Source organism: Roseomonas acroporae (assembly GCF_023223525.1).
Classification (GTDB): domain Bacteria; phylum Pseudomonadota; class Alphaproteobacteria; order Acetobacterales; family Acetobacteraceae; genus Roseomonas_E; species Roseomonas_E acroporae.
Genome location: NZ_JALPRX010000099.1, coordinates 1 through 22,143 on the forward strand (window position 1 = coordinate 1; position 22,143 = coordinate 22,143).

The following is a 22,143-nucleotide window of genomic DNA, read 5'->3' on the forward strand; positions in this document are numbered from 1 at the left end:
GTTCTCCGTGGCGAAACCGTCCAGTTCCGGATGTCGCTTGATACCGGGTCGTGCGCCTGGTTGGAGCTCCTGCTGTCGGACATGCCGTTTCTCCTATTCCGCTGCCTGTTTCTGGAAGCGGCTGGCCTCGATAACTACCCGCAGCTCGGGTCGACGGAAGTAGATCGCCCGCCCGCAGCGCAGCGGCTTGGAACCGCGGGCAAAGACGAATGCCTCGTCGCCGCGCACGTCCTGCATCAGTTCATCCGGCCGAATTAAGGCACGGGCTATCTCGTGCCGGTTCATGCTGGTGCCCTTGGAGTGCGAGCCGGCCTCCAGGGGCTTGCCCTGGCTGCCGTCGTTGCGGCCTTCGCTCTCGGCCATGACCGAGTGCCCACCGGCTGCGTCGGAAACCGACTTCGCTGTGTCGGTGTTCTGCACGGCGGCATACATGCGCCAGCTCACGCTATCGAACCAGGCGTTGCGACCCTGGCGGCCCCACTGCTCCACGAGCTGGTCCTCGGCTTGGTAAAGCAGTTGCAGGGTGATGCCGTACTTGCGGCCGGCGTCGCGGGCGACCTCCAGAATTTTCATCGGCCCCAGGCGGCGGACCTCATCGAGCATAAACAGCACGCGGCCCTGCACAGCGCCGTCCGCCTCGTAGAGCGCGTTCAGCAGCGCTCCAACGAGCACGCGGCCGACCGCGGGGGTGTCGCGCAGCACCTTGAGCGGGATTTGCAGGAACACTGTCAGCTTGCCCTCCGTCAGCTCGGCGGTCCCGCAGGAGGGTTCCGCGCCCTCGGCGCCGCCCGAGACAAGATCGGCGTAGGCCGCGACGGATAGCCAAGCGGTGTCGCCCGTGGCGTTGCCGTAGATGCCCGAGAACGTCTCGGAAACGATCTTCTTGATGGTGCCGGCAATGTCGCGCGCCATGGGGCTGTTCGACCCGGTGTGGATGCCTTCCAGCACGTCGCGCATCTGGTCCTCGGGGGTGACGATGCCGGCGCGCAGGGTCCGGAGGGTCTTGGCCGCCGCGGGCATGGTGTCGTCCCACAGCATATGGGCGAGGAGGCAGGCGACGAGCTGCTTGCCCCAGTTACGGAAGAACTTGTCGGCGTCGGAGCTGCCACCCTCGGCCTCCCCGAAGATCCAGCCCACCACGGCGTGAACGTTGGTTTCCGCGAGGGGGTGGGTCACGTCGATCCAGTCGAGGACGTTGATCCCACCCGGCATGCCGGGTTCCAGGGAGACGACCTTGTGCCCCATGCCCTCGCGGGCCGCGGCGAGCATTGGCCCCAGCTCGCGCGAGGGATCGAGCACGACGGCGGCGCCGGTCCAGTGGACGAGGGTGGAGGCGGCCGAGACGGTCTTGAAGCCGCCGGAGCCGGCGAACACCAGGCTATGCGTCGGGCCGATCTTGCAAGGGTCCACCAGCAGCGCGGCCTTACCGCCCTGGCCCCAGGTCTCGCGCTTCTCGGGGTCAAAGGCGAGCTTGGCCACCTTGTCCTGATCCACCCGGTAAGCCTCGCCCACGACCACCCCGCCGAAGTCGGGATGCGGGCCAGGGAAGCGGTCGCGGGCCTCCTTCATGCTCATCCACTCGGCGTGCCCGTGGTTGTCGGTGCTGCCCCGGACGACCTTGCCGGGGCGGGTGACGCGCCCGCCGCGTAGCTGCACAAGGCGGTAGATCACCAAGCCGAGGAACACGGTGGGCGCCCCGGCGCCGAACATCAGCCATCGGCCGACAATGGGGTGGGGCGGCGCGAACAGGGCGTAGCTCCACCACTGGCCGATCCAGGCGGTCCCCTGGAACGGGAAGTAGCGGACCAGGCCGGTGCCCCACAGGAACACGGCCGAGGCCGCGGCGGTCCAGAGCAGGGCGAGGATGGCCAGCAGCAGGCCCCAGGCCACCAAGCGGCCGGGGGAGGGGAGGCGGCGACGTTCGCTCATCGCCCCGGCCTCCGGCGTCCTGATGCTGGACGGCTAGACGAAAGACGTACAGCGTCCATCGTATATCTCTCTTCCAGCCCGATGCAGGGCCTCCCTAAGACGGTCCAGCGTTAGGTGGCGCGCAGCAGATCGGCGGCGACCTCGCCGCGGCGGGCGGCGTCGTCAGCGAACCAGACCTCGCGGATGGAGTAGGTGCCGGCGTCGTTGTGCAGGGGCACGATGGCATCCACTGCGGTCCCGATCATGGCGGCCAGGGTGTCGTCACCGTAGGCGGCGCCCTGCGGGGTGCCCTTCACCAAATTGAACAGCCGGCGCATGGCCTGCGGCGCGTCGGCGCCGTGAATGGTGGTGAGGCTGCCGGGATGCCCGGTCATGACCTCGTTAAGATAGACCCAGGCCGCGTCGTCGCGCAGCTCCTGCAGCAGTACCCGGTCGGGACGCATCCGCAGGGTGGCCTGCAGCAGGGCGTCAGCGGTGACGCCGCCCATGGTCAGCCCACCCTTGGAGTAGAGCAGGCGGACGGAGTTGCCGTGAGGCACCACCAGCTCCAGCGCATCCTCAATGGTCAGGATGCGCTCGGTGCGCGGGATCTCGGAGGTGAGCGTCTTGCTCAGGGTGGTCTTGCCGCCGCCCGTGGCGCCGCAGAACAGGACGTTTCGCCGGGCGCGGACCAAACCGCGGAAGAACGCCACGGCGTCGCCCGAATCGAAAAGCTCCAAGAGGCCGGCGCTGTCGGCCTGACGTTGCTCGCGGCGGCGGTCCCAGCGGTTCCAGCGGGAGGTGTCGTAGCGTCCGGCCAGATCGGACAGGGCGGCCACGGAATCGCTCGGCCGGCGGAAGGTCAGCGACACGGTGGTAGGCGGCACAGCGGGGGGCAGCACGACCTGCAGGCGGTGGCCGCTGGGCAGGTCGGTGGAGCACAGCGGGTGCTCGGCGCCGACGTTCTGGTTCCGCAGGGCGCCTGCCAGGATCGCCACGCCTTCCAGCATGTCAAAGTCCAGCTCGGGGGCGGCGTGCCGCTCGAAGCGCCCGCCCTGGCGCAGCCAGAACTCGCCGGGGCGGTTCACGCACAGTTCCTCCGTCCTGGGATCAGCCAGGGCGCCGGCCACAGGGGCGAGGGCGAAGTCCAGTTGCGCCGCGGCGTGCATCATCGGCCGGCCTCCCGCGCGAAGGCGAACCAGAGCTGCGCCGGATCGTGGATGGTGGGCGCATCCTCCGGGACCGCACTGGGCAGGCGTTTCGCCTGCCCTGCCGTATTCCCGCTCCCGACCGGCGCCGCGGCGGCCAAGCCGAGGGCGAGCTGCACCCCTGCGTCTCTCACCGGCTGACGAGCCGGTATACGTCGGAGAAGTCAAGGTTCCTCGCGACGAACACGGTCATGGGCTCCCCCTGGTTCCGGCGCAGGGTGGAAGGGATGTTGATGTCAGCTTCCAACGCCTGGCTGGTGGCACGCTGTCCGCCCGACTGGAACTGGTTGAAGGTGACGCCGCTGCCGTTGTTCAGGGCGTTGCTGGCGACGGTGGCCGCGGCCTGCAGGCCCGTGTCGAGGAAGGCGAGCAGCATGGCGCCGCGGAACCGCTCGAAGAAGTGGCTGTCGATCTCGCCGTCCAGCCCGGCCTGCCCCATTACGTCGGCGCCGGGGCTGTTCAGCTCCATCTGCACACCGCCGGGTGTCAGGGCCTGCGTCATCACCACGAAGAGGCGGCGGGAGCCGCGGGCCAGGCCGGAACGGACCTCGCCCACGATGCGTGTCCCACGCTCCATCAACACGACGGTCCCGGTGGATCCCCGCACGTCCACGGGGGTGATGCAGGAGAAGAAGCCGGCGACGGTGCTGTCGATCGGCATCTCGGGGATGCAGGCGATGCGCGTGCCCATCGGCACGGTCAGCTCGGGATTCCGCAGCACGGTCGCGCGCGCCGCGGCTATGCGGGAGGGCCGCAGGCGCGAGGACAGCGCGTCGTCGGGCTCGGCCGTGCCACTGGGGACTGTAGCAGGCGCCCTGGACCGAGCGGCCCGGGGCCCGGCCGGGCCGTCCGCCACGGGCTGCGCGGCCGGCGGGGCGGCGCGGTCCTCGTAGCTCATGATCGGGGTGGGGTTAGGGGCTTGGTGCCCGCCACCCCCGAAGGCCACGGCGCTGCGGGCGTTCGGCATCGGCATCCCCAGGGCGGCCGGGGTGGCCGGGAGCGGCATGGCCACGACCGCGGGGGGCGGCGTCAGGGGGACGGCCGGCTCGGGCATCGGCCGGTAGGGCACGGAGCGACCGGCCTCGGTTATCGGCTGCTCGCGCTCGCGCTCCGGGGCCGGCTTGGACGAGGGCCACATCGCGACCAAGCCGCAGGCTGCGAAGATGCCAACGCCGATCAGCACCTTCTCCCGACCTGTCAGCAGCCGCCGGCCGCCGGCGACAGGGGAGACGGGATCGTTGGAGGCGACGGCGCCCCCTTCCACGGCGTCGCTCACCGCCTGATCTCCCGCACCACGTCGGGGCTGGTGGTGCCGGTGCCGGGATTACGGCCGCTGGCATCGAACGCCCGGTTGAGGATGCACAGCACCAGGCCGCCATCGCGCAGCCGCAGGGCCGGGCCGGTCTGGTGGACGGTGATGAGTCCAGATGTGTTGGCTGAGTAGTTCACGGCCGCCTCGCGCCCGTCCGCGAGGACGGAGAAGATCGCGGGCACGCGGCGATTACCCGGGAAGCGCAGGAAGGTGGATTGCCCGTCGTCCCACACCTCGGCCGGCGCCAGCTCGCGGTCGCCTTGACCATCGTAGTTCCAGTTCATCACCCCGGGCGTCGTGGGGTTGGTGCTGGCGAGCACCAGGCGCTCGCGCGCCTGACGTTCCTCCCGCTCCTTGCGGCGGGCCGCAGCAGCGGCGGCGCTAGCCTGGCGCCGGACTTCGGCCGCGGCCGCCGCAGCGGCGCGCTCCTCGGCCGGGTAGGTGAAGCGCACGAGGTAGTAGGTATTCGGCGCCTCCGCGGTCAGCGGTCCCTCGCGGGTGGAGAGTTCGAAGGTATAGGCCCGCATGACCTCGCGCCCGGTGGTCGGGTCGGTGCTGCGGCCAATGATGAAGAGCGGCTGCGGGTCGAGATCCCGCAGGGGCTTGATCATCACGAAGTTGCCGCGAACGGCGGTGAACAGGTTCCGGTCGGTGGAGGCGCCACGGCCAGCTCCGGCCCGCTCTGAGGGCGCGGGGCCTCCAGCCATGGCGAGCGGGCCGGTGCCGAGGCCGGCGGGCTCGGGCGGGTCCAGGAGCGTCTGATCCGACACCGGCAGGCCGGCCACCGTCTCGCCGGGGGCGAGCTGGATGGTGAGCGTCGCGCCGGGAACGGCGTAGAGCTTGACCACCTGCTGCGGGTCGTAGGCGATCACCCGCACGCGGGGGTCGCGCCCGGCCGGGGCTGGGGCCTCGTCCGCGGCGGCCGGGGCGCCCCAGGCCAGCGGCAGGGCGATGGTCGCGGCCAGGACCAGCCGCAGGGCGAAACGGGTGCGTTTCATCGGGCGTCCCCCAGGGTCGGTACGCCCTCGCGCTCGGGCGGACGGTATTCGGTGACGAGCACGCCCAGCGGGTTGATCGTGGTCCCATCGGTGAGGGCGATGTTCTGGCCGGCGCGGTAGCGCAGCGTCGTGACCCAGGTGGAGACTACCGGCGGCCGACCATGGGCGCGCTCGGTGCGGCGAAAGCGGAGCTGGTAGATCTCGTCGGCCTGTGCCGTGTCATTCGGCAGCAGGGCGCCGCTCAGCTGCTCCACGGTGACGGTCGCGCGCGTGCCCCATACGGCCTGAGGACCGGGGGGAACGGTGAGGTTGAACCACTCCTGGAAGGCGCTCCGCACCTGGGGCGCCGACATGCGGCTCACTACGTCGTAGGCGTACTGCGCCTCGCCTGAGGACCAGCCTTCGCGGAGGCGGACATACTGGAACAGGGTGGCGCGCACCGCGCGCTCCTGCACCGCGGCCGGCAGGGCGTCGCCGTGGACCACGGTGGCCATGCTGCCGTCCGGCTGCGGCACGGCCACGACCGGCACCACGCGGACAAGCGGAAAGAGCTGGAGAGCGGCGAGGGCCTGCATCCCGACCACGCCTAGCAGGCCGACGATGGCCACCGTCTTGCCGGTGCTGATGCGCCTGGCGTGGTGGGCTTCGCGCGCCTGACGGGCCTGCGTCTCGGCGTAGAGGCGGTTCAATTCGCCCCGCGGGATCACCACGGCAGCGGCCATCTCGGCGTCCGAGGGACCGCCCGCTGGGGAGGCAGACGGCGGCACAGGCTGGCCGGGCGAGGAGATGGCGTTCACCGCACGACGCTCCCGGCCGGGGCGACCAAGGGCGCGGCGGCGAGGGTGGCCGGCGGTACCATGCGGGTCGGGTTGAGTTGGAATACCTCGCCGCGGCAGGCCGGGGCCGCATTGGTGCCGGCACAGGCGGCCAGCGCCAGCAGGGACAGCAGCAGGGCGGACTTCATCGGGGCTCCAAGGGAACGGAGGGAGAGGGGGGGCATGGCCACCGGATCATTCCGCAGCATGGGTGTTGGAACTGCTGCGCATCCGGCGATAGCCGGCGGCGACACCCCGGCCGATGCCGCGGCCGAGCGCTTTGCCGCCCGCGCCCACGCCGGTCCCGGCGAGCGAGGCGGCTCCGTTGGTCATGCCGGCGGCGGACTGCGTTAGGGGGGCGAAGGAAGCCGCGAGACCGCCGCCGATGGAGTAGGCCACGACCGTCAGGCTGGCGATCAGGAACAGGCCACACCAGTACCAGGCACCGACTTGCAGGAAGGCGCCGATCTTCTCGTCCAGACTACCGCCAGGATTGGCCTGCGCGGCACGGACGTAGGTATTGAAGCCGGTCATCAGCATTTGCAGCATGACGCTGACGCTCACCTGCACGAGCGTCAGCGAGACGAGCTTGCCCACCCAGCGGTCCACGTACGGCCGCGTCGCATCGAACAGGTAGAGCCCGATCAGGAAGGGACCGAGTGCGATCACGAAGCCCATCAGCACACGGGCGACCACCCACATCAGAAAAATCACAACCAGGGCAACGAAGGAAACGCCCATAAGGCCGCGGATGACGAGGCGCTCACCAAACTGCGTGTAGCCCGTTGCCTCTGCGAGCATGGTGGCCGCGATGCGCTGCGTGGCACTCCAAAGCGCATCGAACTGTGCGGCTGGGGCGTAGGTGGTGCCACCCGTGAGGGCAGCGCCGACCGTGGAGGGAATATCCTGCAAGAACAGGTCGCGGACGTAGGTGTTGAACGTGCCTGCCGAGGTCAGCAAGGCGGCTACAGCCATGATGCGGAGGACGCGCCCTGCCAGTACGTTCTTGTCCATGCGGCCTGTCAGCACGAGCCAGCCGGAAATCAGGATGAACAGCGTCGCCGCGGCGCGCACCTGTGGCCGTGCCCATGAGAGGCCACTGGCGATAACGTCATTGACGCTAGACAGCAGGTTCGTGTCGAAGACGAGCGAAATCTTCTGGAAGAAGTCACCGGCCACCGGATCCCCCTTCCCGGTAGCGGTCGAGCTGGTAGCAATAGGGCGTCAGCATGTCCGATCCGGGGCCACGTTCGGTGCAGGCGCGCTTGAGTGACTGATAGCCAGCCGGGTTGCTGCGGGGGTTGAAGTCGGGTTCCGGCAGGCCGCTGTTGTCGACAGGCGGTGCCGGGCGGCTCTGCCCCGTGCGCGGCAGGGTGTTGGGAAGCGGCTGACCCATACGCGAAGCACCCGCTGCCTCCGCGTTTTGGCACTCCCAAGTCGCGGCTAGGCGAGCGTCGCGCTGGCAGCGCCGCAGCGTTTCGTCGAGGATCTGCGGGTGAGCCTGGAACCAGGGCACGTCGCGGTTCTCGCGCGACCGCTGCGCGAGGACGGGGGCGGTGCCCAGGGCTACTAGGGCGAGCACGAGCACCGCGCCGCGCATCAGTTGTCCCCCAGCGGCTGAAGGCTGTCCCGGTACCGCTCCGCGCTCTGCCGCTGGGCCTCCTCGGCCCGCAGGAGGTCGCCCTGCTGCTGGGTGGCCGCCATGAGCTGAAGCTGTGCAAGCTGTTGCTGCTGCGCCGAGAGCAGGGCGTGCTCCGCCTGGATGCGATTGTTCAGGGCGGCCGATGCCTGAATATCCGGCTGGCCGTCGATCTCGGTCATCAGCTCGCGCAGCCCCGCGATGCGCTGCTCCGACTGCTGCATCCCCTGCATGGCCGCAGCCTGGATGTTGCCCAGGCGCTGCGCCCGTCGCGTCATCTCGGTTGCCGAGAAGTCGGTACCCGAGGACGAGAAGAAGCGCAGGTTGGCCACCTGATCGGCGGCACCAGCCAGGCTGCCTACGCCCGTCATGGCGCCGCCGATCTGGTTGGCTCCAAAGCCGTTGGCCACGCCGCCCAGGCGGCTGGCGTAGGTGGAAACGCTGGTGGTGTGGGCCAGCACGTTATAGGTGGCCTGGAGCTGCTGATACTGCTGCTCTAGTTGGCGCACGGTGGCCACGGCCTGCGCCACCTGCTGGTAGAGCTGGGAGTTGGTGATCTGCGCCTGCGCGTTCGCAAGGGCGTCCGTCACCGGGATCTGCGCCCTGGCCATGCCTGGCACTGTCAGGGCCAGGGAGGCGGTGGCCGCCCCCGCCAGTAGGGTCCGCTTCATGAGTCGCGTCTCCATCAGGTTGCCGCTTCCGGCAGGCGGCGGTGGAACTCAGACAGGAGCGCCGACGGCTCGTCGGTGCCCAACTCGCGCCGGATCTTCCGCAGCAGTCGGACGGTGCCGACCTTGCCGCTCAGCACCGCCAGGTGCGGCGCCATGGCTGGCGGCAACTCCACCCGGCAAACCACGGAGCCGGCGTCCCGCTTGACCAGCATGGAGCGCGCTCCGGTCGCCATGTCCTCTGTTACGGCGCGGTACTCGCCCGGCGTGCAGTGCAGGCTCTCGGAGCCGTCACCCACATCGCAGTAGGCGGACCGGCTGGCCGACTGGTTCGGGAACAGAACCTTGGTCGGCATGTTGCTGACCAGGGTGGCGCCAATCGGGTGGCGGAGGACCTGCTGCGGCTGCTGGGTGGCGATAACGAGGGCGCCGTTGCCCTTGCGGAGGGTAAGGGCGAAGTCCTCGAAGGCCTTGGCGAACCGCTCGTCGGGCAGATAGGCCCAGAACTCGTCGGCCGCGAGCACGAAGCGCCGGCCGTCGATCACCGAGCGGACCCGGTGCAGGAGGTAAGAGGCGGCCGGGCCGCGCACCGTCTCATCCTCCATCAGTGCCGAGAAATCCACGCCCACCAAGCCGGCGTCGGGATCGAAGGCGTCGGCCTCGCCGTCGAAGGCCCAGCCCAGGTCGCCGTCCCGGCCCCAGCGTTCCAGGCGCTTGCCGGCGCTGCCGGCGCCCTCGCCCACGAGCCAGGCGCAGAGCCCGGCGATGGAGCGGGCGGCGGGCGGCATCCGCATCTGGAAGGCGATGGCCTTGGAAAGCCGGCGCAGCTCGATCGCGTCGGGCTGCGGGCCGTCGTCGGCGCGGATCAGCCCCACCACGAAGCGCAGCAGCCACACCCGGGCGTCGGGGGTGTTCGGCAGCGCCCGCATCGGCGCCAGGCCGCTATCCTCGCCCGCGCGCAGGGTCAGGTAGCGCCCGCCCATGGCGCGGACGAGGATTTCGTTAGCGTTGTCCTTGTCGAACACCACCACGGTCCCGCCCGGCCCCGTCACCCGTTCCAGGGCGGCCACCAGCATCCCGAGGAACACCGTCTTGCCCGACCCGGAAGGGCCGAAGATGGCCATGTGCGGCAGGCCGCCGACGTGGAGCGACAGGTCAAAGCCAGTGTTGGCCGAGGTCAGCAGCCGCAGCAGGGGCGCGCCCCACTCCGGGGACGGACCGCCCCGCGGGTAGCCATCCAGGGACGAGAAGCCCACGAAGTTCCGCGAGCTGATATCGCCCGGCCTGGTGCGCCAAGCGGCGTTGCCGGGGAGCTGCGCCCAATAAGCGGCCTCGGTCCCCAGATCCTCCACGGCGACGCTGGCCCCGGCATTGGTCAGGGCGGCGCGGACCTCGCCCGTGCGGCGCTCCAGCTCGGGCAGGCTGTCGCAATGCAGGGCGACGGAGACGTGGTGGGAACCCATTGTGGCCTGGTTGGAGGCCACGTCGTCCATGGCGTCGTGCAGGGCGTCCATCTGGCTCAGGGCGCGGTCGCCGGCATTGGCCATCTGCGCCTGCTTGCGCGCCAGGCTGCCGGTCGCGGCAGCGCGGGAGTGGAAGCGGAAGGAGTTGGTCAGCACCACCCGGCAGTCGGCCGAGAGAAGATCGTTGAGCATCCCCGGGCGGGTGCGGTCGGGGTATTCCTTGAAGCCTATGAGGGTGCCGAAGGAGGGCCGGCCGGGGGTGCGCACCTCGAAGCCGCGCCGGCCGCAGATCACCCGATCCGTATAGATGGAGCCCCCGAGGGAGCCGCTGACCATCGGCACCGGCAGGAAGCGCGCCGTCAGGAACAGGCGCAGGGCTTCGGCAATCTCGGAGAACATCACCCCGCCGGCCTCGCGCACGCCCAGCCGCACCGGCCCCATCTCGGCGTAGGCCTTCGAGAGCACGAGCATCCGGTCGTCCAGGGTGCGGATCAGCTCGTCGCTGGCCGTGGTGGCAGCAGCCTCCTTCTTTCGGCCGAGGCGCGAGCGCAGGGCGTTGAGGCCGCGCGTCACCGGGGCGCGGGGGGTGACGATCACCGAGACGAACCACTCGTTGACCCGCTCGCGCCCGGCCAGCACTTCGCGGCGGTAGGCGTTCTCAAGATCGGCGGCGAAGGAGGATCGGTAGGCCCCGGCCGGCAGCGGCGCTACGCCGTCGTGCCGCACCATCGTCTCCACGACCGTCAGGGTGTCGTCGGCGATGTTGCGGAGGACCGCGTTGCGGAAGCGGTGCCGGCTGTTGCGCCGGGCGTGGTCCTCCAGGGCGAAGGGGGCGCCCACCAGGCGCAGCATCCCCATCACGGACCCGTCCGTCCGCAGTACCGCGTCGTCGTGGACATGACCGACGAAAGGCACGTAGTCCTCGGCGCCGCGCTCGCTCCACCCGGAGGCGGACAGGAAGGGGTTACGCATGGCGCATGCCGCGCGGCCCCCGCGCGCTCCCCACGGGCAGGGGGGCGACCGAGGCGCCGCCCCAGTCGGCGCTGTCGAGGGCGCGGGCGCTGGTGTTGAGCCAGAGCACCGCGACGCCGACCGCGTTGTAGTCGCGGGCGACGAGGAACCGGGCGGCAACCCAGACCGGGGCAACGAGCGCGAGAGCCCAGGCCACGCCGGTCAGGCCCTTGAACACCACCTGCACCTCGGCCCCGATCACGAACAGAGCGAGGGCGAGCGGCAGCGGCAGGCCCCACATCAGGGCCGGTCGCGTCGCCGCGACGTGCAAGGGATCCTCCGTTAGGGGTTCCACGCCGCCCCGCCCCTCAGAAGCCGAAGTAGCCGGCGATGGTGTCAGCGTTGGCCAGGATCAAACCACCGGCCACCACGGAGGCGATCACGCCGACCGAGAAGCGCATGACGAACAGGCCGATGGCGACGGCGATGATGCCGAGCATCACCAGACCGCGGGCCACGTTGGTCATGAACCACTGCGTCAGGCTGTTGACGACGCCGGAGCCGCCTCCACCCACCTGCGCGTGCGCCAAGTCGGGCAGGATCAGCGCGGCACAAGCCACGGCGGCGAAGAGGGCGACGTTCCGCGCCTTCGGGGAAAGGGTCATTCAACGGTCCTCGGGGGCTCTATGGGGGTGGACCCCGCGGCGCCCCCCGACGCCGTGGGGGCCTCACGAGGCACGGCCACCAGACGCGGCCGGCTCGCATGGGTGGCCCGCGCCCAGACGTCCCATTCCGGGGGCGCGTCGGGATCGTCGTCGGGCAGCTCAGGGACAGGGGTGGCGGCCGGGCGCGGCGGCGCCACAGCGGTCTCGCCGCGCAGGCGGATGGCCGGTACCACGACCTCGGCCGCGCCCTGGACGCGGCGGACGTAGCCGTTGGCAAAGCCCCGCTCGGGGTGGCCGGTGTTGTAGCGGGAGAAGGCGACCCGCAACGCCTGCTGCGGGTCCGCCTCGCCGCGGCTGGCCATGACGTAGCCCTCGCGCAGGATGCGGGCGCCGGCCGCCAGGTTGGTGCAGGGATTGAGGACCTCGGCGACCGTCAGGCCGAGCGCGCGCAGGTTGCCGCTGTTCACCTGCATGAGCCCCAGGTCCACGGAGCGGCCCTGGCGAAAGATCAGGTCCGTGGCCAACGCCACGGCCGCCTCCCGCGTCTCGGGTAGGATCGTGCCGCCGCCCGGCCCGTTCACGCCCAGGGCGAACGGCTGAAAGCCGCTTTCCGTCCGCATGACGGCGGCCAGCGTCTCTATGGCGATGGAGGGGGCGCAGCGCGCGGCCAGTTGCGCGACGACGGCCAGTTCCAGGATCATGCGGCCACCATCCGGCCGCAGAGGGCACTAGCTGGTGTGCGGGGGAGCCTTCGGATCGAGCTCAGAGCCCGGAACGCTGGACGCGGGAAACAGGGTCCGGAGCTTGCGGAGCTTCGGGTCGTCGGCTTCGTGGACGCAGATGGGACCGAGGAACTTGAACTCCTCGCGGAAGAAGCCAACCAGGCGCGTGAGGTCGCGCCACGAGCGGGCACCCTGCCCGCTCCACAGGCCGATGGCGACGTAGCCGCGGCGCCAGGTGGTCGCGAGGTAGGGCACAAACTCGGCGCGCCCCTGCCCGTGGCCGTCTCGCATCGCGATGACCAGAACCTTCTCGATGCGCCCGCCCTTTGCGATAGCCGCGCGAGCCTCTCCATCCGAGACGAATCGGTCCACCCGTCCCTCTCCCCCTCAATAACCGAGGAGGTATGCGGCGATTGAGGGGCTGCCCACAACTCTGCGAGTTCAATGCAGAGGCGGCTCATCGGCCAGCGGCCTGCTGCATCTCCCCCAAACCCACAGGTATCTGAGCCGGCGCGACCGACGCCTGGGGGCATCGGGGAACCGGCCGCCCGCGCCGCAACTGCTTGGCCAGACGGTCCATGGGATCGCGGCAAGCGGGGGCTGCGGTGGGGCCGTCAGGATTGGCCATGCAGAGGGCGACTTCGCAGCCCCATAGGTCATCCGCACGGGCAATGTGCGTAGCGAGCGGGACCGCAAGCAAGGCAACCAGAACCATAGGAAGTGTTTTTGCCATTTCGCAAATTCACTCAAGGTGACTTCCGGTTGCAAGCTATGTGATGGAAGCACCATGGGCAACCTCTTTCTAAGATGCCTGTATTTGTTGGGCCTACGAGAGGAATCAGCGACATAGAACAAAAGAGGATTGTAAATATCACTCATAGAGAATGGGCGCCATCTGCTCTCAAAAACGTCGTTCGTACGCTCTGACTGGACGCCTGAGGGGGGCAGAAGCCGACAGCGCCGGCCCTGAGGCAGACGATGGCGAGCGGTAGATCTATGGACGCCGGCATCCACTTGGCCGAACCGTCGCGCCCGGCGCGGATCGGAGCGGTCAAGGTTGGGGCACTTCCGGCCAATGGACCGCCAGGCCGTGGCCCGGCTGCTGTTTGCGGCCGAGGCATATGACCGAGCGACGCACCTGGCTCGCGCCCATGGCGGCGCGCTCAAGCGCACCGGCCTGGTCGTGCTGCGCGCCCTGGCCAATCGCTTCCACAACAGGAGCAATGGGCGGTGCGATCCCTCGCTCGCGGCCATCGCGCGTGCCGCCGGGGTAGCCAGACCGAGGGCGGCACTCGCCCTCGCGCGCTGCTGGCTTTCTCAATTGGGACCCGGCGTGGCGTCATGGTGTCGCGGCGGGTCTGCGGCGTGGAAACTGCTGGTATGTTCGTCCAGGTGTCGAACGCCTACCCGCTTGTCGCAGTGCCCCCAGCAGTCCCTGGCCCTGTACAGCTCCCGGTGAGCCTGCTGCCGAACAGCAAGTCCGAGAGCCGTGTAGAAACCAGATTCCAAGTTAAACAAGAGGCTCTGAGGGGAACCAGTCAGAGGGTGATGCGCGGCTCGGGTACCCTGGAAGCAGCACTGGCCCGGCTACAGGCGTCGATCGAAGCGAAGGAAGCACTGGTGTAACCCGACCTCCGTGTTGAGCCCACGAAGAAAGCTCAAAAGGCCGCCGATTCTACGTACTACCGGGGGCGGCCGCTGCGGCTGCCGGGGGGAGACCGTGCCTATCCAGCTGGCGCGACGAGGCGGAGCCCGCGCACCAGCGTCTTGGGCACCGGGGGACGTGAAGGCATGAGCTTGAGGCCGTGATGGACCACCTCCACCTCGGCGTCCGGGTACACGGCGAGCACGTCGGGCAGTACGGCCTTCACACGCTGCGCTAAGTGCGAGACCCGCGTCGTGTCGGAGCCGACCTGCGCCGCGAGCGCCTGCCAGCGTAGCAGGAGCGGCCTTTCCAGGCGCTGCAGCCGATAGGCCAACAGCGTGTAGAGGTCCAGGCCGAGCGAGTTGTCCTTGAGATGGGCGATGGCGTCGCGCGCGAGCGGCACGGCGTGCTGGCGCAGGTGCTCGTGGAACTCGCTGGTCAGTTCCACCGTGGCTGACCATCCCGGCCCATCGCCGTCCTCCTGGCCTTGCCAAAGGGACAGGCCCGATACGAGGCGCTGGTCGCGGATGATCATTTGCTCTCCGCTGCCAGGCGAGGAGGCGGGCGCGCTCCATTGCAGAGTGAACTCACAGCGGGCGATGCGCAGCGACTGCTCGCGGATGGCCTGGATGGTGCCCCGTGGCCCGCCGGTCACGGGCAGGCCGAGAGAGCGGATCCAGGCCGACATGCTGGGACCGAGATTGACCGTGCGCCCGCGCACTCCCTCGGTCTGGAGAAAGATCATGATCAGCCGCGCCCGGGTGCCGTAGGGCACGCCGACACGCGCGGCGCGTCCGTCAGCACCGCGTACCACGCCGGGGCTGACCATTAGATGAAAGCGCCCGGAACTGCGCTCCCAGATCGCATCGTTGCTGTCGGGGCGGGCATGAGGCAGGCAGGTTTGGCAGAGGCCCGAATGGGTGAAGGCAAGCTCGTCGTCGGCCAGCTCACCCATGGCGTTGCTAGCAGCCTCAATGCGGCCCAGTTCCCTACGGCGTAGCTTGGGATCTTCGATGGCGCTGGCGGAGCGGCGAAGAGCCTCGGCGCCGAAGAGCATGAGCTGGCGGTGAATTTCAGCCATGCGTCCTCTCGCTCACCCTCTGGTGAGGCAAGCCTAGGCGAGTATCATTGGGTGTGTGCGCTGAATCGGCGGCCTTTCGAAGCATCAAAGTGCTTCTTCCCGTTATCCCCGCTTGTCCACGATGAATCTGCGGCCTTCTGCTGGTCTGGGTGGAAGGTCTCGCTGAATCGGCGGCCTTCCTACGCTGAATCCGCGGCCTCAGCAGACCATAATCTACGCTGAATCCGCGGCGTGCCCCCCGGTTATCCACGCTGAATCGGCGGCCCATACCTATAGGAGTCCTATACAAAAAACTTCCTATAGGACGCATGCGAGCCAGCTCCGAAAAAGGCCGCTGATTCAGCGTTGCGCCGAAGACTTCGGATGCACACCATCCGATAAGACGTTGAAAGAGGCTTGGGGCAGGGTGCCAGTGGGTAGGTGGCGACTCACGCCGCAGGACGGCACCGGCAGACACGGCACAAGGTAAGGCAGGTTGCAGGGGCATCAGGCCGACCTTGAGGTGACGCGCAGTGTCCTCGAACGCGCCCGTGCGACGACTGCGTCACGCAGGCGTTCGAACAGAGCGGCCGGTAGCAAACCGTAGCCCCAGTTCGATCCGAAGGCGGTAGTCACGGGCCGCAGATCGGGGCCAGGCCAAACGAAGCGATTCACCTCCGTCAGCACCGCCCAGCACGGTTCATCTTGCAGGCCCAAGCGTCGGCGAGTCGCCGGGGGGATCTCCATCCCTTCGTCCGGTGTGGATGGCGCCCGCGACGTGAGCGGCACGACGACGATGGATGAAACGCCTGCGGCATCTGTCGTGGCAATCACGACCGCGCACGGGCGGTCCTTGCGCGCCTCCTCGCGACCCTCAGCGGCCTCATGCGTCCAGAGGTACGCGTAGCGGATGACCTCGCCTGGAAGTGGCGGCGCTAGGCGTTGCGACTCAGGCAACTTCATCGTCGAAGCGGCGCGACTCCTCGGAAGGCTGAGCGGCGGCGATCACCTCGACGAGGTCGGGCGGCAACTCCTCGACCTTCATCGCCTGGCGATCACGGCGGCGCAGCCGCTCGTACTCCTCGACCGAGATCATCACCACGCGCGGGCGGCCGCGGCTGGTGACGGCGACGGGCTGGGTAAGCGCCTTGTCCTGGTAGAGCGCGAAGCGGCGCTGCACCTCGGCCGCGGGCACGGCGAGCGGCTCGGCCATGGAAGATGCTCCTATTTGCGTGGAACCAGCATAACTCGGCTAAGCCATGAAACTCAAGTTTCGCATGCAACGCAGCTAACACGATCCACAATGCAGGAGTCGCAAAGCGTCAAACGTTCCTTTGGGATTGCAACAGAGGGGCCCGGAAGGGCATTTTCGGGCTTCAGATGGCCCCTCACTCCCCCTCCCCTCCCCGCTTCGTCGCTTATTACCGGGTGAGCACCGACCGGCAGGGCCGCTCCGGGCTCGGACTCGACGCCCAGCGGGCGGCCGTCGATCGGCACGCAGCGGCGACCGGTGGGATCGTGTGTGCGAGCTTCGAGGAGGTGGAGAGCGGCAAGCGGAGCGACCGCCCGCAACTAGCGGCAGCGATGGCCGAGAGTCGGGCCCGTCGCGCCGTGCTGTTGATCGCTAAGCTCGACCGCCTGGCACGCGACGCACATTTCCTGCTGGGGCTGGAAAAGGCCGGCGTAGAATTCCTCGCTGTGGACATGCCGCATGCTAACCGACTGACCATCGGCATTATGGCGCTGGTAGCTGAGGAAGAAGCCCGCGCGATCAGCGCACGCACGCGCGCAGCCCTCGCTGCGGCAAAGATGCGTGGCGTAGTGCTGGGGAATCCGCGGCTGCAAGCCGGTGATAAAATTGTTGCAGCACTAGCGTCAAATGTTTGGAAGCGCGACGCAGCGAAGCGGGCAGCTGAAGTGCTGCCCTACATCGTAGCCGCGCGCCGAGCTGGAGCCACTTCGCTGCGAGAGATTGCCGCGGCGTTGACTGCCCGAGGCGTGCGGACCCCACGTGGCAAGGAGATCTGGGGGGCATCACAGGTGAGGCGCGTGTTGGCGAGGCAAGCAGACTGAAGCTTCGAGTAGGCTCTGGCCCAATTCCAAATGAACTGGATGAACCTAGCTGCCTTACCAACCGGCTGCTTAGGTAGTGCCCCGCCAACTCGGCCGGGGCACTACGACTCTTCACGAATGTGCAGCGAGGTTCAGCTGCCTTGTCCTGACGGATCCTGGATACCAGGGACACCAGCTTGAGGATTATCCGGGCCATGCTGATGGGGGGTCGTCGGGTGCGGAGCAGCCGAGAAGGCAGCCATGCCGGGCGATCCCGCACCCTGGTCGATGGTCAGGCCGTTCGGCGCTCGTGCGCTGGGCGCCGTAGTGACGTAACCGGCTTGCTGAGCAGAAGCGGTGCCAGGTGCTACAATAGCCGTCAGCATGAGGGCGACGGCGCCTCCGAGGGGCCAAGCGCGGACCGCGCCGCGGAGCTGGCCTATGAAGCCTGAAGACCGATGTAGTGTGTGGACAGGCATCTGAACCTCCTTGGTTGAGCGACAAGCGTTGCTCGCCGACGCAGCCAAGATAGAGGTCGTGCATTGCAGGAGCCTTCCTGGAAGGCGACAAGATATTTCTATGTGCCGGCCATGTGCGGCGCTCGTCACTGCAGCGGCGGCCCCGCGGTGAACGGGGTCGCCGCCGCATCAACTTAGGCGGCCATCGCGCGGCAGGACGCAGCACACTTTCGGCACTGCTCGGCGCATGCCTCCATACCCCCCACGGCGTCGCAGCTCGCCGCGCACTCCTCGCAGATCTCTGCACACTCACGGCAGGTATGCTTATGATGGTGGGTGCCGATCAGCATCATGTTCGCCGAGGTCTGGCAAATCTCGGCGCATGCCATCATGAGCTTAAAGTGGGCCGGTTCGACATGTTGGCCGCCGACCTCTAAGCAATGGTTCATGGCCATGCTCAGGCAGGTGCTGTGGCAGCGCAGGCATTCCTCGATGCAGGCCTGCATTTCGGTGGACATGTGGTGCATAGCGGTTCTCCGAGGACAATGGCGCCTCAATGAGACAGCGAAGGCGGCGTTGGTGGGTTTCGCTGTCGACGGCCGGTGCTCGGTCAGGCTGGCAGCTGGCACCGGCCCGTCTCTCAATCGAGCCTTAGCGGCCAGCTCAGGGTGTGCTGCATGTCTATGACGACGCGGAACGCGGGCGACTTCCCGGCAAATGCAGTGATCCAGCGCAGGATTTCAGAACGTCCATGCAGACTCGTGAGACCCTACGAATGTTACGCCTGGGGTGTGGGCGTAATGCTCACGAAGGACATTGAACAAGGCAACTAAGCTGAAGCCTATGGAGTGCTCGTGCATCGCTAGTGTCTCCGCCGATCCCTGCCATCGGCGCCGACCCGCCTTGACCTCGATCAAGTCGCCGTTCTCGGGCGCAGCGCGGCCTGTCCAGCCATCCTGGTCAATGCCGGGCCCACATCCGGTCAGCTCCACCGCCGAATAGGATGACCTCGTAGGGCGTCCCCGGGATGTCCATGCCCGGTGAGGAGGGCGGCATCCCCGGCGCGGCAAGTCCCTTGGCGCGCGGGCGCTCCGCCAGCAGGCGGCGGACATCGGAGGCAGGGACGTGGCCTTCCACGACGTAGCCGCCGACCGTGGCCGTGTGGCAGGACTGGAGCTTGTCCGGCACGCCGTTGACCGCCTTCACCGCCTGCAGGTCCGCGACCTCATGGACGGTCGCCTCGAAGCCCGCCGCGCGCATGTGCCTGACCCATCCCTCGCAGCAGCCGCAGCTCGGGTCTTTCCACACTTGGAGTGCTGGGCCCTGGGCCCGAACTACGCTGACGGGCAGCGCCGCAGCAGCCAGCCCGAAACCAAGGAGGGAGCGCCGGGCGGCGCCGCCCCTGAACCCCTTGCTCATGACATCGCTCCCTGGAAGCTGCTGATTGTGCTCTTGCCGTTCGCCTGTCGCAGGCTCCCGTCCTGACCGGCGTCATGGCCGCCGGCGGCGCAGTGGTCGCCTTCGGCAATCTCGTCGAGGATCGGGCACTCCGGCCGGTCGTCACCGTGGCAAGCGTCAGCCATACGCTCCAACGCCTCGCACATCCGGGTCATCTCGGCGACTTTGGCGCGCATTTCGGCCGCATGCTCGGTGGCAATGCGCTTCACGTCGGCGCTCGCACGATCCTCGTCCTGCCAGAGGCCAATGAGCCGCTTTATGCTGTCCAGCGGCAGGCCGAGGTCCCGCGCCCTCCGAACGAAGCGGAGGGTACCAATGTCCTGCTCCGAGTACACGCGGTAGCCCGCCTCAGTCCGCCCCGCCGCGGGAAGGAGGCCCACGCTCTCGTAGTACCTCAGCATCTTCGCGGAGACGCCGGACGCCTTCGCGGCCTGTCCGATGTTCATGGGGACCTCCTTTTCAAGGCACCGCAGTCCTGATCACGGCTAAGATGGAGATTCCCACTGTGGGAAGGTCAAGGCATCCCCCAGAGAATCCCCGTTCGGCAGCTGATGGTCCTTGACCTTCCCATCATGGGAAACACCACCTTCCCGGTCACCTGAGCAACGAGGGCCCGCCACGCGGCCCAAACCGGGGCGGCAAGCATGAGCAGTCACCACACCAGTCACGGGCATTCGCACCAGCACGGGCCGGGCTGCGGCCACGACCATCATCACGGTCCCGGCCCGGCCGCTGACGCCGGGCTCGTCACAGATCCGGTCTGCGGGATGAAGGTCGATCCGGCCACCTCGAAGCACCGCTTGGAGCATGCCGGGACGACATTTCACTTCTGCTCAGCTGGGTGCCGGACGAAGTTCCAGGCTGACCCCGACAAATATCTGAAGCCGAAGGAGGCCGCCGCGGCCCCGCCTCCAGCTCCACGGAAGGGCACCATCTACACCTGCCCGATGCACCCCGAGATCCGGCAGGAGGGGCCCGGGAACTGCCCCATCTGCGGTATGGCGTTGGAGCCGCTGGACGTCACCGCTGAGGCCGCCCCCAACCACGAGCTGGCCGACATGACCCGCCGGTTCTGGATCGGGCTGGCCCTCACACTCCCCGTGGTGGTGCTGGAGATGGGGGCTCACATCCCTGGCCTCGGGCTCCATCACCTGGTGCCGCCCAGGATCTCAGTCTGGATCCAATTCCTGTTGGGGACCCCCGTCGTGCTTTGGGCCGGCTGGCCGTTCTTCATGCGCGGTTGGCAGTCGGTCGTGAACCGCAGCCTCAACATGTTCACGCTGATCGCCCTCGGGACCGGCGCCGCATACCTCTACAGCTTGGTGGCGACCTTCGCCCCCGGTGTCTTTCCGGAAGGCTTCCGGGGCATGGACGGCACGGTGGCCGTCTACTTCGAGGCAGCTGCTGTCATCACCGTGCTCGTCCTTCTCGGGCAGGTGCTAGAGCTGCGCGCCCGGGAGCAGACCGGCGGTGCCATCCGCGCCCTACTCAACATGGCGCCGAAGACCGCGCGGCGCCTCAAGGAGAATGGAGAGGATGAGGAGGTTCCCCTGGCGGACGTCCAGGCTGGCGACCGGCTGCGGGTGCGTCCGGGAGAGAGCGTGCCGGTGGACGGCGAGGTATTGGAGGGCGGTGGCGCCGTGGACGAGTCCATGGTTACCGGCGAATCCCTGCCGGTGGAGAAGGCGCCCGGGTCCAAGCTCATCGGCGGCACAGTGAACGGAACCGGCGCGCTGGTGATGCGGGCCGACAAGGTCGGCTCCGACACCATGCTGTCCCGCATCGTCGCCATGGTCGCCGAGGCTCAGCGCAGCCGAGCGCCCATCCAGCGAATGGCCGACCAGGTGTCCGGCTACTTCGTCCCGGCGGTCATCGCCGTCGCGGTCCTGGCCTTCATCGCCTGGGCCGTCTGGGGCCCGTCACCGGCACTCTCCTACGGGCTGATCGCAGCCGTCTCAGTGTTGATCATCGCCTGTCCCTGCGCGCTCGGCCTGGCTACGCCCATGAGCATCATGGTGGGTGTTGGCAAGGGAGCCGGTGCGGGTGTGCTCATCAAGTCAGCTGAGGCGCTCGAGCGCATGGAGAAGGTCGACACCCTTGTCGTGGACAAGACCGGCACGCTGACTGAGGGCAAGCCCAAGGTCGTGGCCGTGGTCCCGGCACTGGGTCTGACCGAGGCCGAGGTGCTGCCCTTGGCGGCCAGCCTGGAGAGGTCGAGCGAGCACCCGCTGGCGGCGGCCATCGTGGCCGCGGCCCGGGAGCGCGGGGTCGAAATGTGGGAACCCGCCGAGTTCGACTCTGTGACCGGCAAGGGGGTCACCGGCACTGTCGGCGGACGGCGGGTGGCCCTGGGGAATGCCCGCCTAATGCAGGATCTCGGCGTGGACCTGGGCGGGCTGGCCACCACGGCGGACGAGCTCCGGCGCGAGGGAGGGACGGCGCTTTTCCTTGCGATAGACGGCAGGCCCGGTGGCGTTATCTCCGTAGCGGACCCAGTCAAGGCGACTACGCCATCCGCCCTGGAGAGCCTGCGCGCCGCGGGCGTCCACATCGTCATGCTGACCGGCGACAATCAAACGACGGCCGGTGCCGTTGCCCGGAAGCTCGGCATTGGCGAGTTCCAGGGCGACGTCCTCCCCGAGGACAAGCACCGCATCGTTCGCGATCTCAGGGCGCAGGGGAAGGTCGTTGCGATGGCCGGTGACGGCGTCAACGACGCCCCGGCGCTGGCCGAGGCCGACGTGGGCATCGCCATGGGCACCGGGACGGACGTCGCCATGCAGAGCGCAGGCGTGACGCTGGTGAAGGGTGACCTTGCCGGGATCGCACGGGCGCGGGCCCTGAGCCGGGCGACCATGCGCAACATCCGGCAGAACCTGTTCCTGGCCTTCATCTACAACGTGCTCGGGGTGCCGCTCGCGGCAGGCGTCCTCTACCCGTTCCTCGGGATACTTCTCAGCCCGATCGTCGCTGCCTTGGCAATGGCGCTGAGCTCGGTTTCGGTGATCGGCAACGCCCTACGACTGCGCACAATCCGGCTGTAGGGCGTGAAATGAGGAACTGCCTGGCACGCGCCGAATACGGCCGACAGGTGTCGTGGGGGGGGGGGGGGGCGCCCCCC

The 22,143-nt window shown here is 68.6% G+C and carries 21 protein-coding genes; 2 read left to right on the top strand and 19 right to left on the bottom strand.

The features are described 5' to 3' along the window. Positions 1–93: 93 nt before the first annotated feature. From M0638_RS21045 to M0638_RS21120, 16 genes are all read right to left on the bottom strand, one after another. The gene (locus tag M0638_RS21045) at positions 94–1,929 is read right to left on the bottom strand and encodes a type IV secretory system conjugative DNA transfer family protein (RefSeq protein WP_230453400.1); all 1,836 of its coding nucleotides are present in this window, start codon (positions 1,927–1,929) and stop codon (positions 94–96) included. A gap of 110 nt (positions 1,930–2,039) precedes the next feature. Further along, the gene (virB11, locus tag M0638_RS21050; RefSeq protein ID WP_248668977.1) at positions 2,040–3,080 is read right to left on the bottom strand and encodes a P-type DNA transfer ATPase VirB11; all 1,041 of its coding nucleotides are present in this window, start codon (positions 3,078–3,080) and stop codon (positions 2,040–2,042) included. 166 nt (positions 3,081–3,246) lie between these two features. Then, the gene (locus M0638_RS29160) at positions 3,247–4,392 is read right to left on the bottom strand and encodes a TrbI/VirB10 family protein (protein ID WP_230453401.1); all 1,146 of its coding nucleotides are present in this window, start codon (positions 4,390–4,392) and stop codon (positions 3,247–3,249) included. After that, positions 4,389–5,426 carry a TrbG/VirB9 family P-type conjugative transfer protein gene (locus M0638_RS21060; protein ID WP_239371128.1) on the bottom strand — a complete coding sequence of 346 codons (1,038 nt, stop codon included), beginning with the start codon at positions 5,424–5,426 and terminating at the stop codon, positions 4,389–4,391. Before M0638_RS21060 ends, M0638_RS29160 begins: the two co-directional genes overlap by 4 nt. After that, on the bottom strand, positions 5,423–6,148 hold the full coding sequence (locus tag M0638_RS21065) for a VirB8/TrbF family protein (RefSeq protein ID WP_230453403.1): 726 nt from the start codon (positions 6,146–6,148) through the stop codon (positions 5,423–5,425). Before M0638_RS21065 ends, M0638_RS21060 begins: the two co-directional genes overlap by 4 nt. A gap of 71 nt (positions 6,149–6,219) precedes the next feature. Next, positions 6,220–6,390: a hypothetical protein gene (locus M0638_RS21070; protein WP_230453404.1), complete on the bottom strand. Its 171-nt coding sequence runs from the start codon at positions 6,388–6,390 to the stop codon at positions 6,220–6,222. A gap of 46 nt (positions 6,391–6,436) precedes the next feature. Continuing rightward, complete coding sequence (locus tag M0638_RS21075) at positions 6,437–7,420, bottom strand: type IV secretion system protein (protein ID WP_239371130.1); 984 nt, start codon at positions 7,418–7,420, stop codon at positions 6,437–6,439. Continuing rightward, positions 7,410–7,841: a hypothetical protein gene (locus M0638_RS21080; RefSeq protein ID WP_230453407.1), complete on the bottom strand. Its 432-nt coding sequence runs from the start codon at positions 7,839–7,841 to the stop codon at positions 7,410–7,412. Before M0638_RS21080 ends, M0638_RS21075 begins: the two co-directional genes overlap by 11 nt. Then, positions 7,841–8,566 (bottom strand): type IV secretion system protein, encoded by a 726-nt coding sequence (locus tag M0638_RS21085; RefSeq protein WP_248668978.1) that lies wholly within the window; start codon positions 8,564–8,566, stop codon positions 7,841–7,843. The genes M0638_RS21080 and M0638_RS21085 overlap by 1 nt, the downstream gene beginning before the upstream one ends. Further along, entirely contained in the window at positions 8,566–10,983 is a 2,418-nt protein-coding gene (locus tag M0638_RS21090) for a VirB4 family type IV secretion/conjugal transfer ATPase (RefSeq protein WP_230453410.1), read from the bottom strand. Before M0638_RS21090 ends, M0638_RS21085 begins: the two co-directional genes overlap by 1 nt. Continuing rightward, complete coding sequence (locus M0638_RS21095; RefSeq protein WP_255702371.1) at positions 10,976–11,317, bottom strand: type IV secretion system protein VirB3; 342 nt, start codon at positions 11,315–11,317, stop codon at positions 10,976–10,978. The genes M0638_RS21090 and M0638_RS21095 overlap by 8 nt, the downstream gene beginning before the upstream one ends. A gap of 13 nt (positions 11,318–11,330) precedes the next feature. Further along, positions 11,331–11,627 (bottom strand): TrbC/VirB2 family protein, encoded by a 297-nt coding sequence (locus tag M0638_RS21100; protein WP_230453412.1) that lies wholly within the window; start codon positions 11,625–11,627, stop codon positions 11,331–11,333. Further along, positions 11,624–12,328, bottom strand: a complete 705-nt coding sequence (locus tag M0638_RS21105; RefSeq protein WP_230453413.1) for a lytic transglycosylase domain-containing protein — start codon at positions 12,326–12,328, stop codon at positions 11,624–11,626. The genes M0638_RS21100 and M0638_RS21105 overlap by 4 nt, the downstream gene beginning before the upstream one ends. Positions 12,329–12,355: 27 nt before the next feature. After that, complete coding sequence (locus tag M0638_RS21110; protein WP_230453414.1) at positions 12,356–12,721, bottom strand: hypothetical protein; 366 nt, start codon at positions 12,719–12,721, stop codon at positions 12,356–12,358. A 1,352-nt stretch (positions 12,722–14,073) separates the two neighbouring features. Next, positions 14,074–15,075 (bottom strand): replication protein RepA, encoded by a 1,002-nt coding sequence (locus M0638_RS21115; RefSeq protein ID WP_099781042.1) that lies wholly within the window; start codon positions 15,073–15,075, stop codon positions 14,074–14,076. A 928-nt stretch (positions 15,076–16,003) separates the two neighbouring features. Further along, complete coding sequence (locus M0638_RS21120; RefSeq protein WP_230453415.1) at positions 16,004–16,267, bottom strand: type II toxin-antitoxin system prevent-host-death family antitoxin; 264 nt, start codon at positions 16,265–16,267, stop codon at positions 16,004–16,006. A 167-nt stretch (positions 16,268–16,434) separates the two neighbouring features. On the opposite strand from M0638_RS21120, the gene M0638_RS21125 reads away from it, so the two are divergent. Beyond that, on the top strand, positions 16,435–17,127 hold the full coding sequence (locus M0638_RS21125) for a recombinase family protein (protein ID WP_230453416.1): 693 nt from the start codon (positions 16,435–16,437) through the stop codon (positions 17,125–17,127). A 631-nt stretch (positions 17,128–17,758) separates the two neighbouring features. On the opposite strand, the gene M0638_RS21130 is transcribed toward M0638_RS21125, so the two are convergent. The 3 genes from M0638_RS21130 to cueR all read right to left on the bottom strand — a co-directional run bounded on the left by M0638_RS21130 (position 17,759) and on the right by cueR (position 19,468). Continuing rightward, a complete protein-coding gene (locus M0638_RS21130; RefSeq protein ID WP_230453417.1) occupies positions 17,759–18,091 on the bottom strand; it encodes a four-helix bundle copper-binding protein in 333 nt (110 codons plus the stop codon). 433 nt (positions 18,092–18,524) lie between these two features. Then, positions 18,525–18,824, bottom strand: coding sequence for a DUF411 domain-containing protein (locus M0638_RS21135; RefSeq protein ID WP_312862054.1), 300 nt, complete (start codon positions 18,822–18,824; stop codon positions 18,525–18,527). Between the two features lie 155 nt (positions 18,825–18,979). Then, complete coding sequence (gene cueR / locus M0638_RS21140; RefSeq protein WP_075823366.1) at positions 18,980–19,468, bottom strand: Cu(I)-responsive transcriptional regulator; 489 nt, start codon at positions 19,466–19,468, stop codon at positions 18,980–18,982. Between the two features lie 198 nt (positions 19,469–19,666). Between cueR and M0638_RS21145 the strand changes: the two genes are divergently transcribed. After that, the gene (locus M0638_RS21145; protein ID WP_255702373.1) at positions 19,667–22,066 is read left to right on the top strand and encodes a heavy metal translocating P-type ATPase; all 2,400 of its coding nucleotides are present in this window, start codon (positions 19,667–19,669) and stop codon (positions 22,064–22,066) included. Positions 22,067–22,143: the final 77 nt, after the last annotated feature.

What these genes read in the sequence shown, in the direction of transcription:
- M0638_RS21045 (WP_230453400.1), bottom strand. Translation starts at nt 1,929, where the DNA reads ATGAGCGAACGTCGCCGCCTCCCCTCCCCCGGCCGCTTGGTGGCCTGG.
- virB11 (WP_248668977.1), bottom strand. Translation starts at nt 3,080, where the DNA reads ATGATGCACGCCGCGGCGCAACTGGACTTCGCCCTCGCCCCTGTGGCC.
- M0638_RS21060 (WP_239371128.1), bottom strand. Translation starts at nt 5,426, where the DNA reads ATGAAACGCACCCGTTTCGCCCTGCGGCTGGTCCTGGCCGCGACCATC.
- M0638_RS21065 (WP_230453403.1), bottom strand. Translation starts at nt 6,148, where the DNA reads ATGGCCGCTGCCGTGGTGATCCCGCGGGGCGAATTGAACCGCCTCTAC.
- M0638_RS21070 (WP_230453404.1), bottom strand. Translation starts at nt 6,390, where the DNA reads ATGAAGTCCGCCCTGCTGCTGTCCCTGCTGGCGCTGGCCGCCTGTGCC.
- M0638_RS21080 (WP_230453407.1), bottom strand. Translation starts at nt 7,841, where the DNA reads ATGCGCGGCGCGGTGCTCGTGCTCGCCCTAGTAGCCCTGGGCACCGCC.
- M0638_RS21085 (WP_248668978.1), bottom strand. Translation starts at nt 8,566, where the DNA reads ATGGAGACGCGACTCATGAAGCGGACCCTACTGGCGGGGGCGGCCACC.
- M0638_RS21090 (WP_230453410.1), bottom strand. Translation starts at nt 10,983, where the DNA reads ATGCGTAACCCCTTCCTGTCCGCCTCCGGGTGGAGCGAGCGCGGCGCC.
- M0638_RS21100 (WP_230453412.1), bottom strand. Translation starts at nt 11,627, where the DNA reads ATGACCCTTTCCCCGAAGGCGCGGAACGTCGCCCTCTTCGCCGCCGTG.
- M0638_RS21105 (WP_230453413.1), bottom strand. Translation starts at nt 12,328, where the DNA reads ATGATCCTGGAACTGGCCGTCGTCGCGCAACTGGCCGCGCGCTGCGCC.
- M0638_RS21115 (WP_099781042.1), bottom strand. Translation starts at nt 15,075, where the DNA reads ATGGCTGAAATTCACCGCCAGCTCATGCTCTTCGGCGCCGAGGCTCTT.
- M0638_RS21120 (WP_230453415.1), bottom strand. Translation starts at nt 16,267, where the DNA reads ATGGCCGAGCCGCTCGCCGTGCCCGCGGCCGAGGTGCAGCGCCGCTTC.
- M0638_RS21125 (WP_230453416.1), top strand. Translation starts at nt 16,435, where the DNA reads ATGGCCCCTCACTCCCCCTCCCCTCCCCGCTTCGTCGCTTATTACCGG.
- M0638_RS21130 (WP_230453417.1), bottom strand. Translation starts at nt 18,091, where the DNA reads ATGCACCACATGTCCACCGAAATGCAGGCCTGCATCGAGGAATGCCTG.
- M0638_RS21135 (WP_312862054.1), bottom strand. Translation starts at nt 18,824, where the DNA reads ATGCGCGCGGCGGGCTTCGAGGCGACCGTCCATGAGGTCGCGGACCTG.
- cueR (WP_075823366.1), bottom strand. Translation starts at nt 19,468, where the DNA reads ATGAACATCGGACAGGCCGCGAAGGCGTCCGGCGTCTCCGCGAAGATG.
- M0638_RS21145 (WP_255702373.1), top strand. Translation starts at nt 19,667, where the DNA reads ATGAGCAGTCACCACACCAGTCACGGGCATTCGCACCAGCACGGGCCG.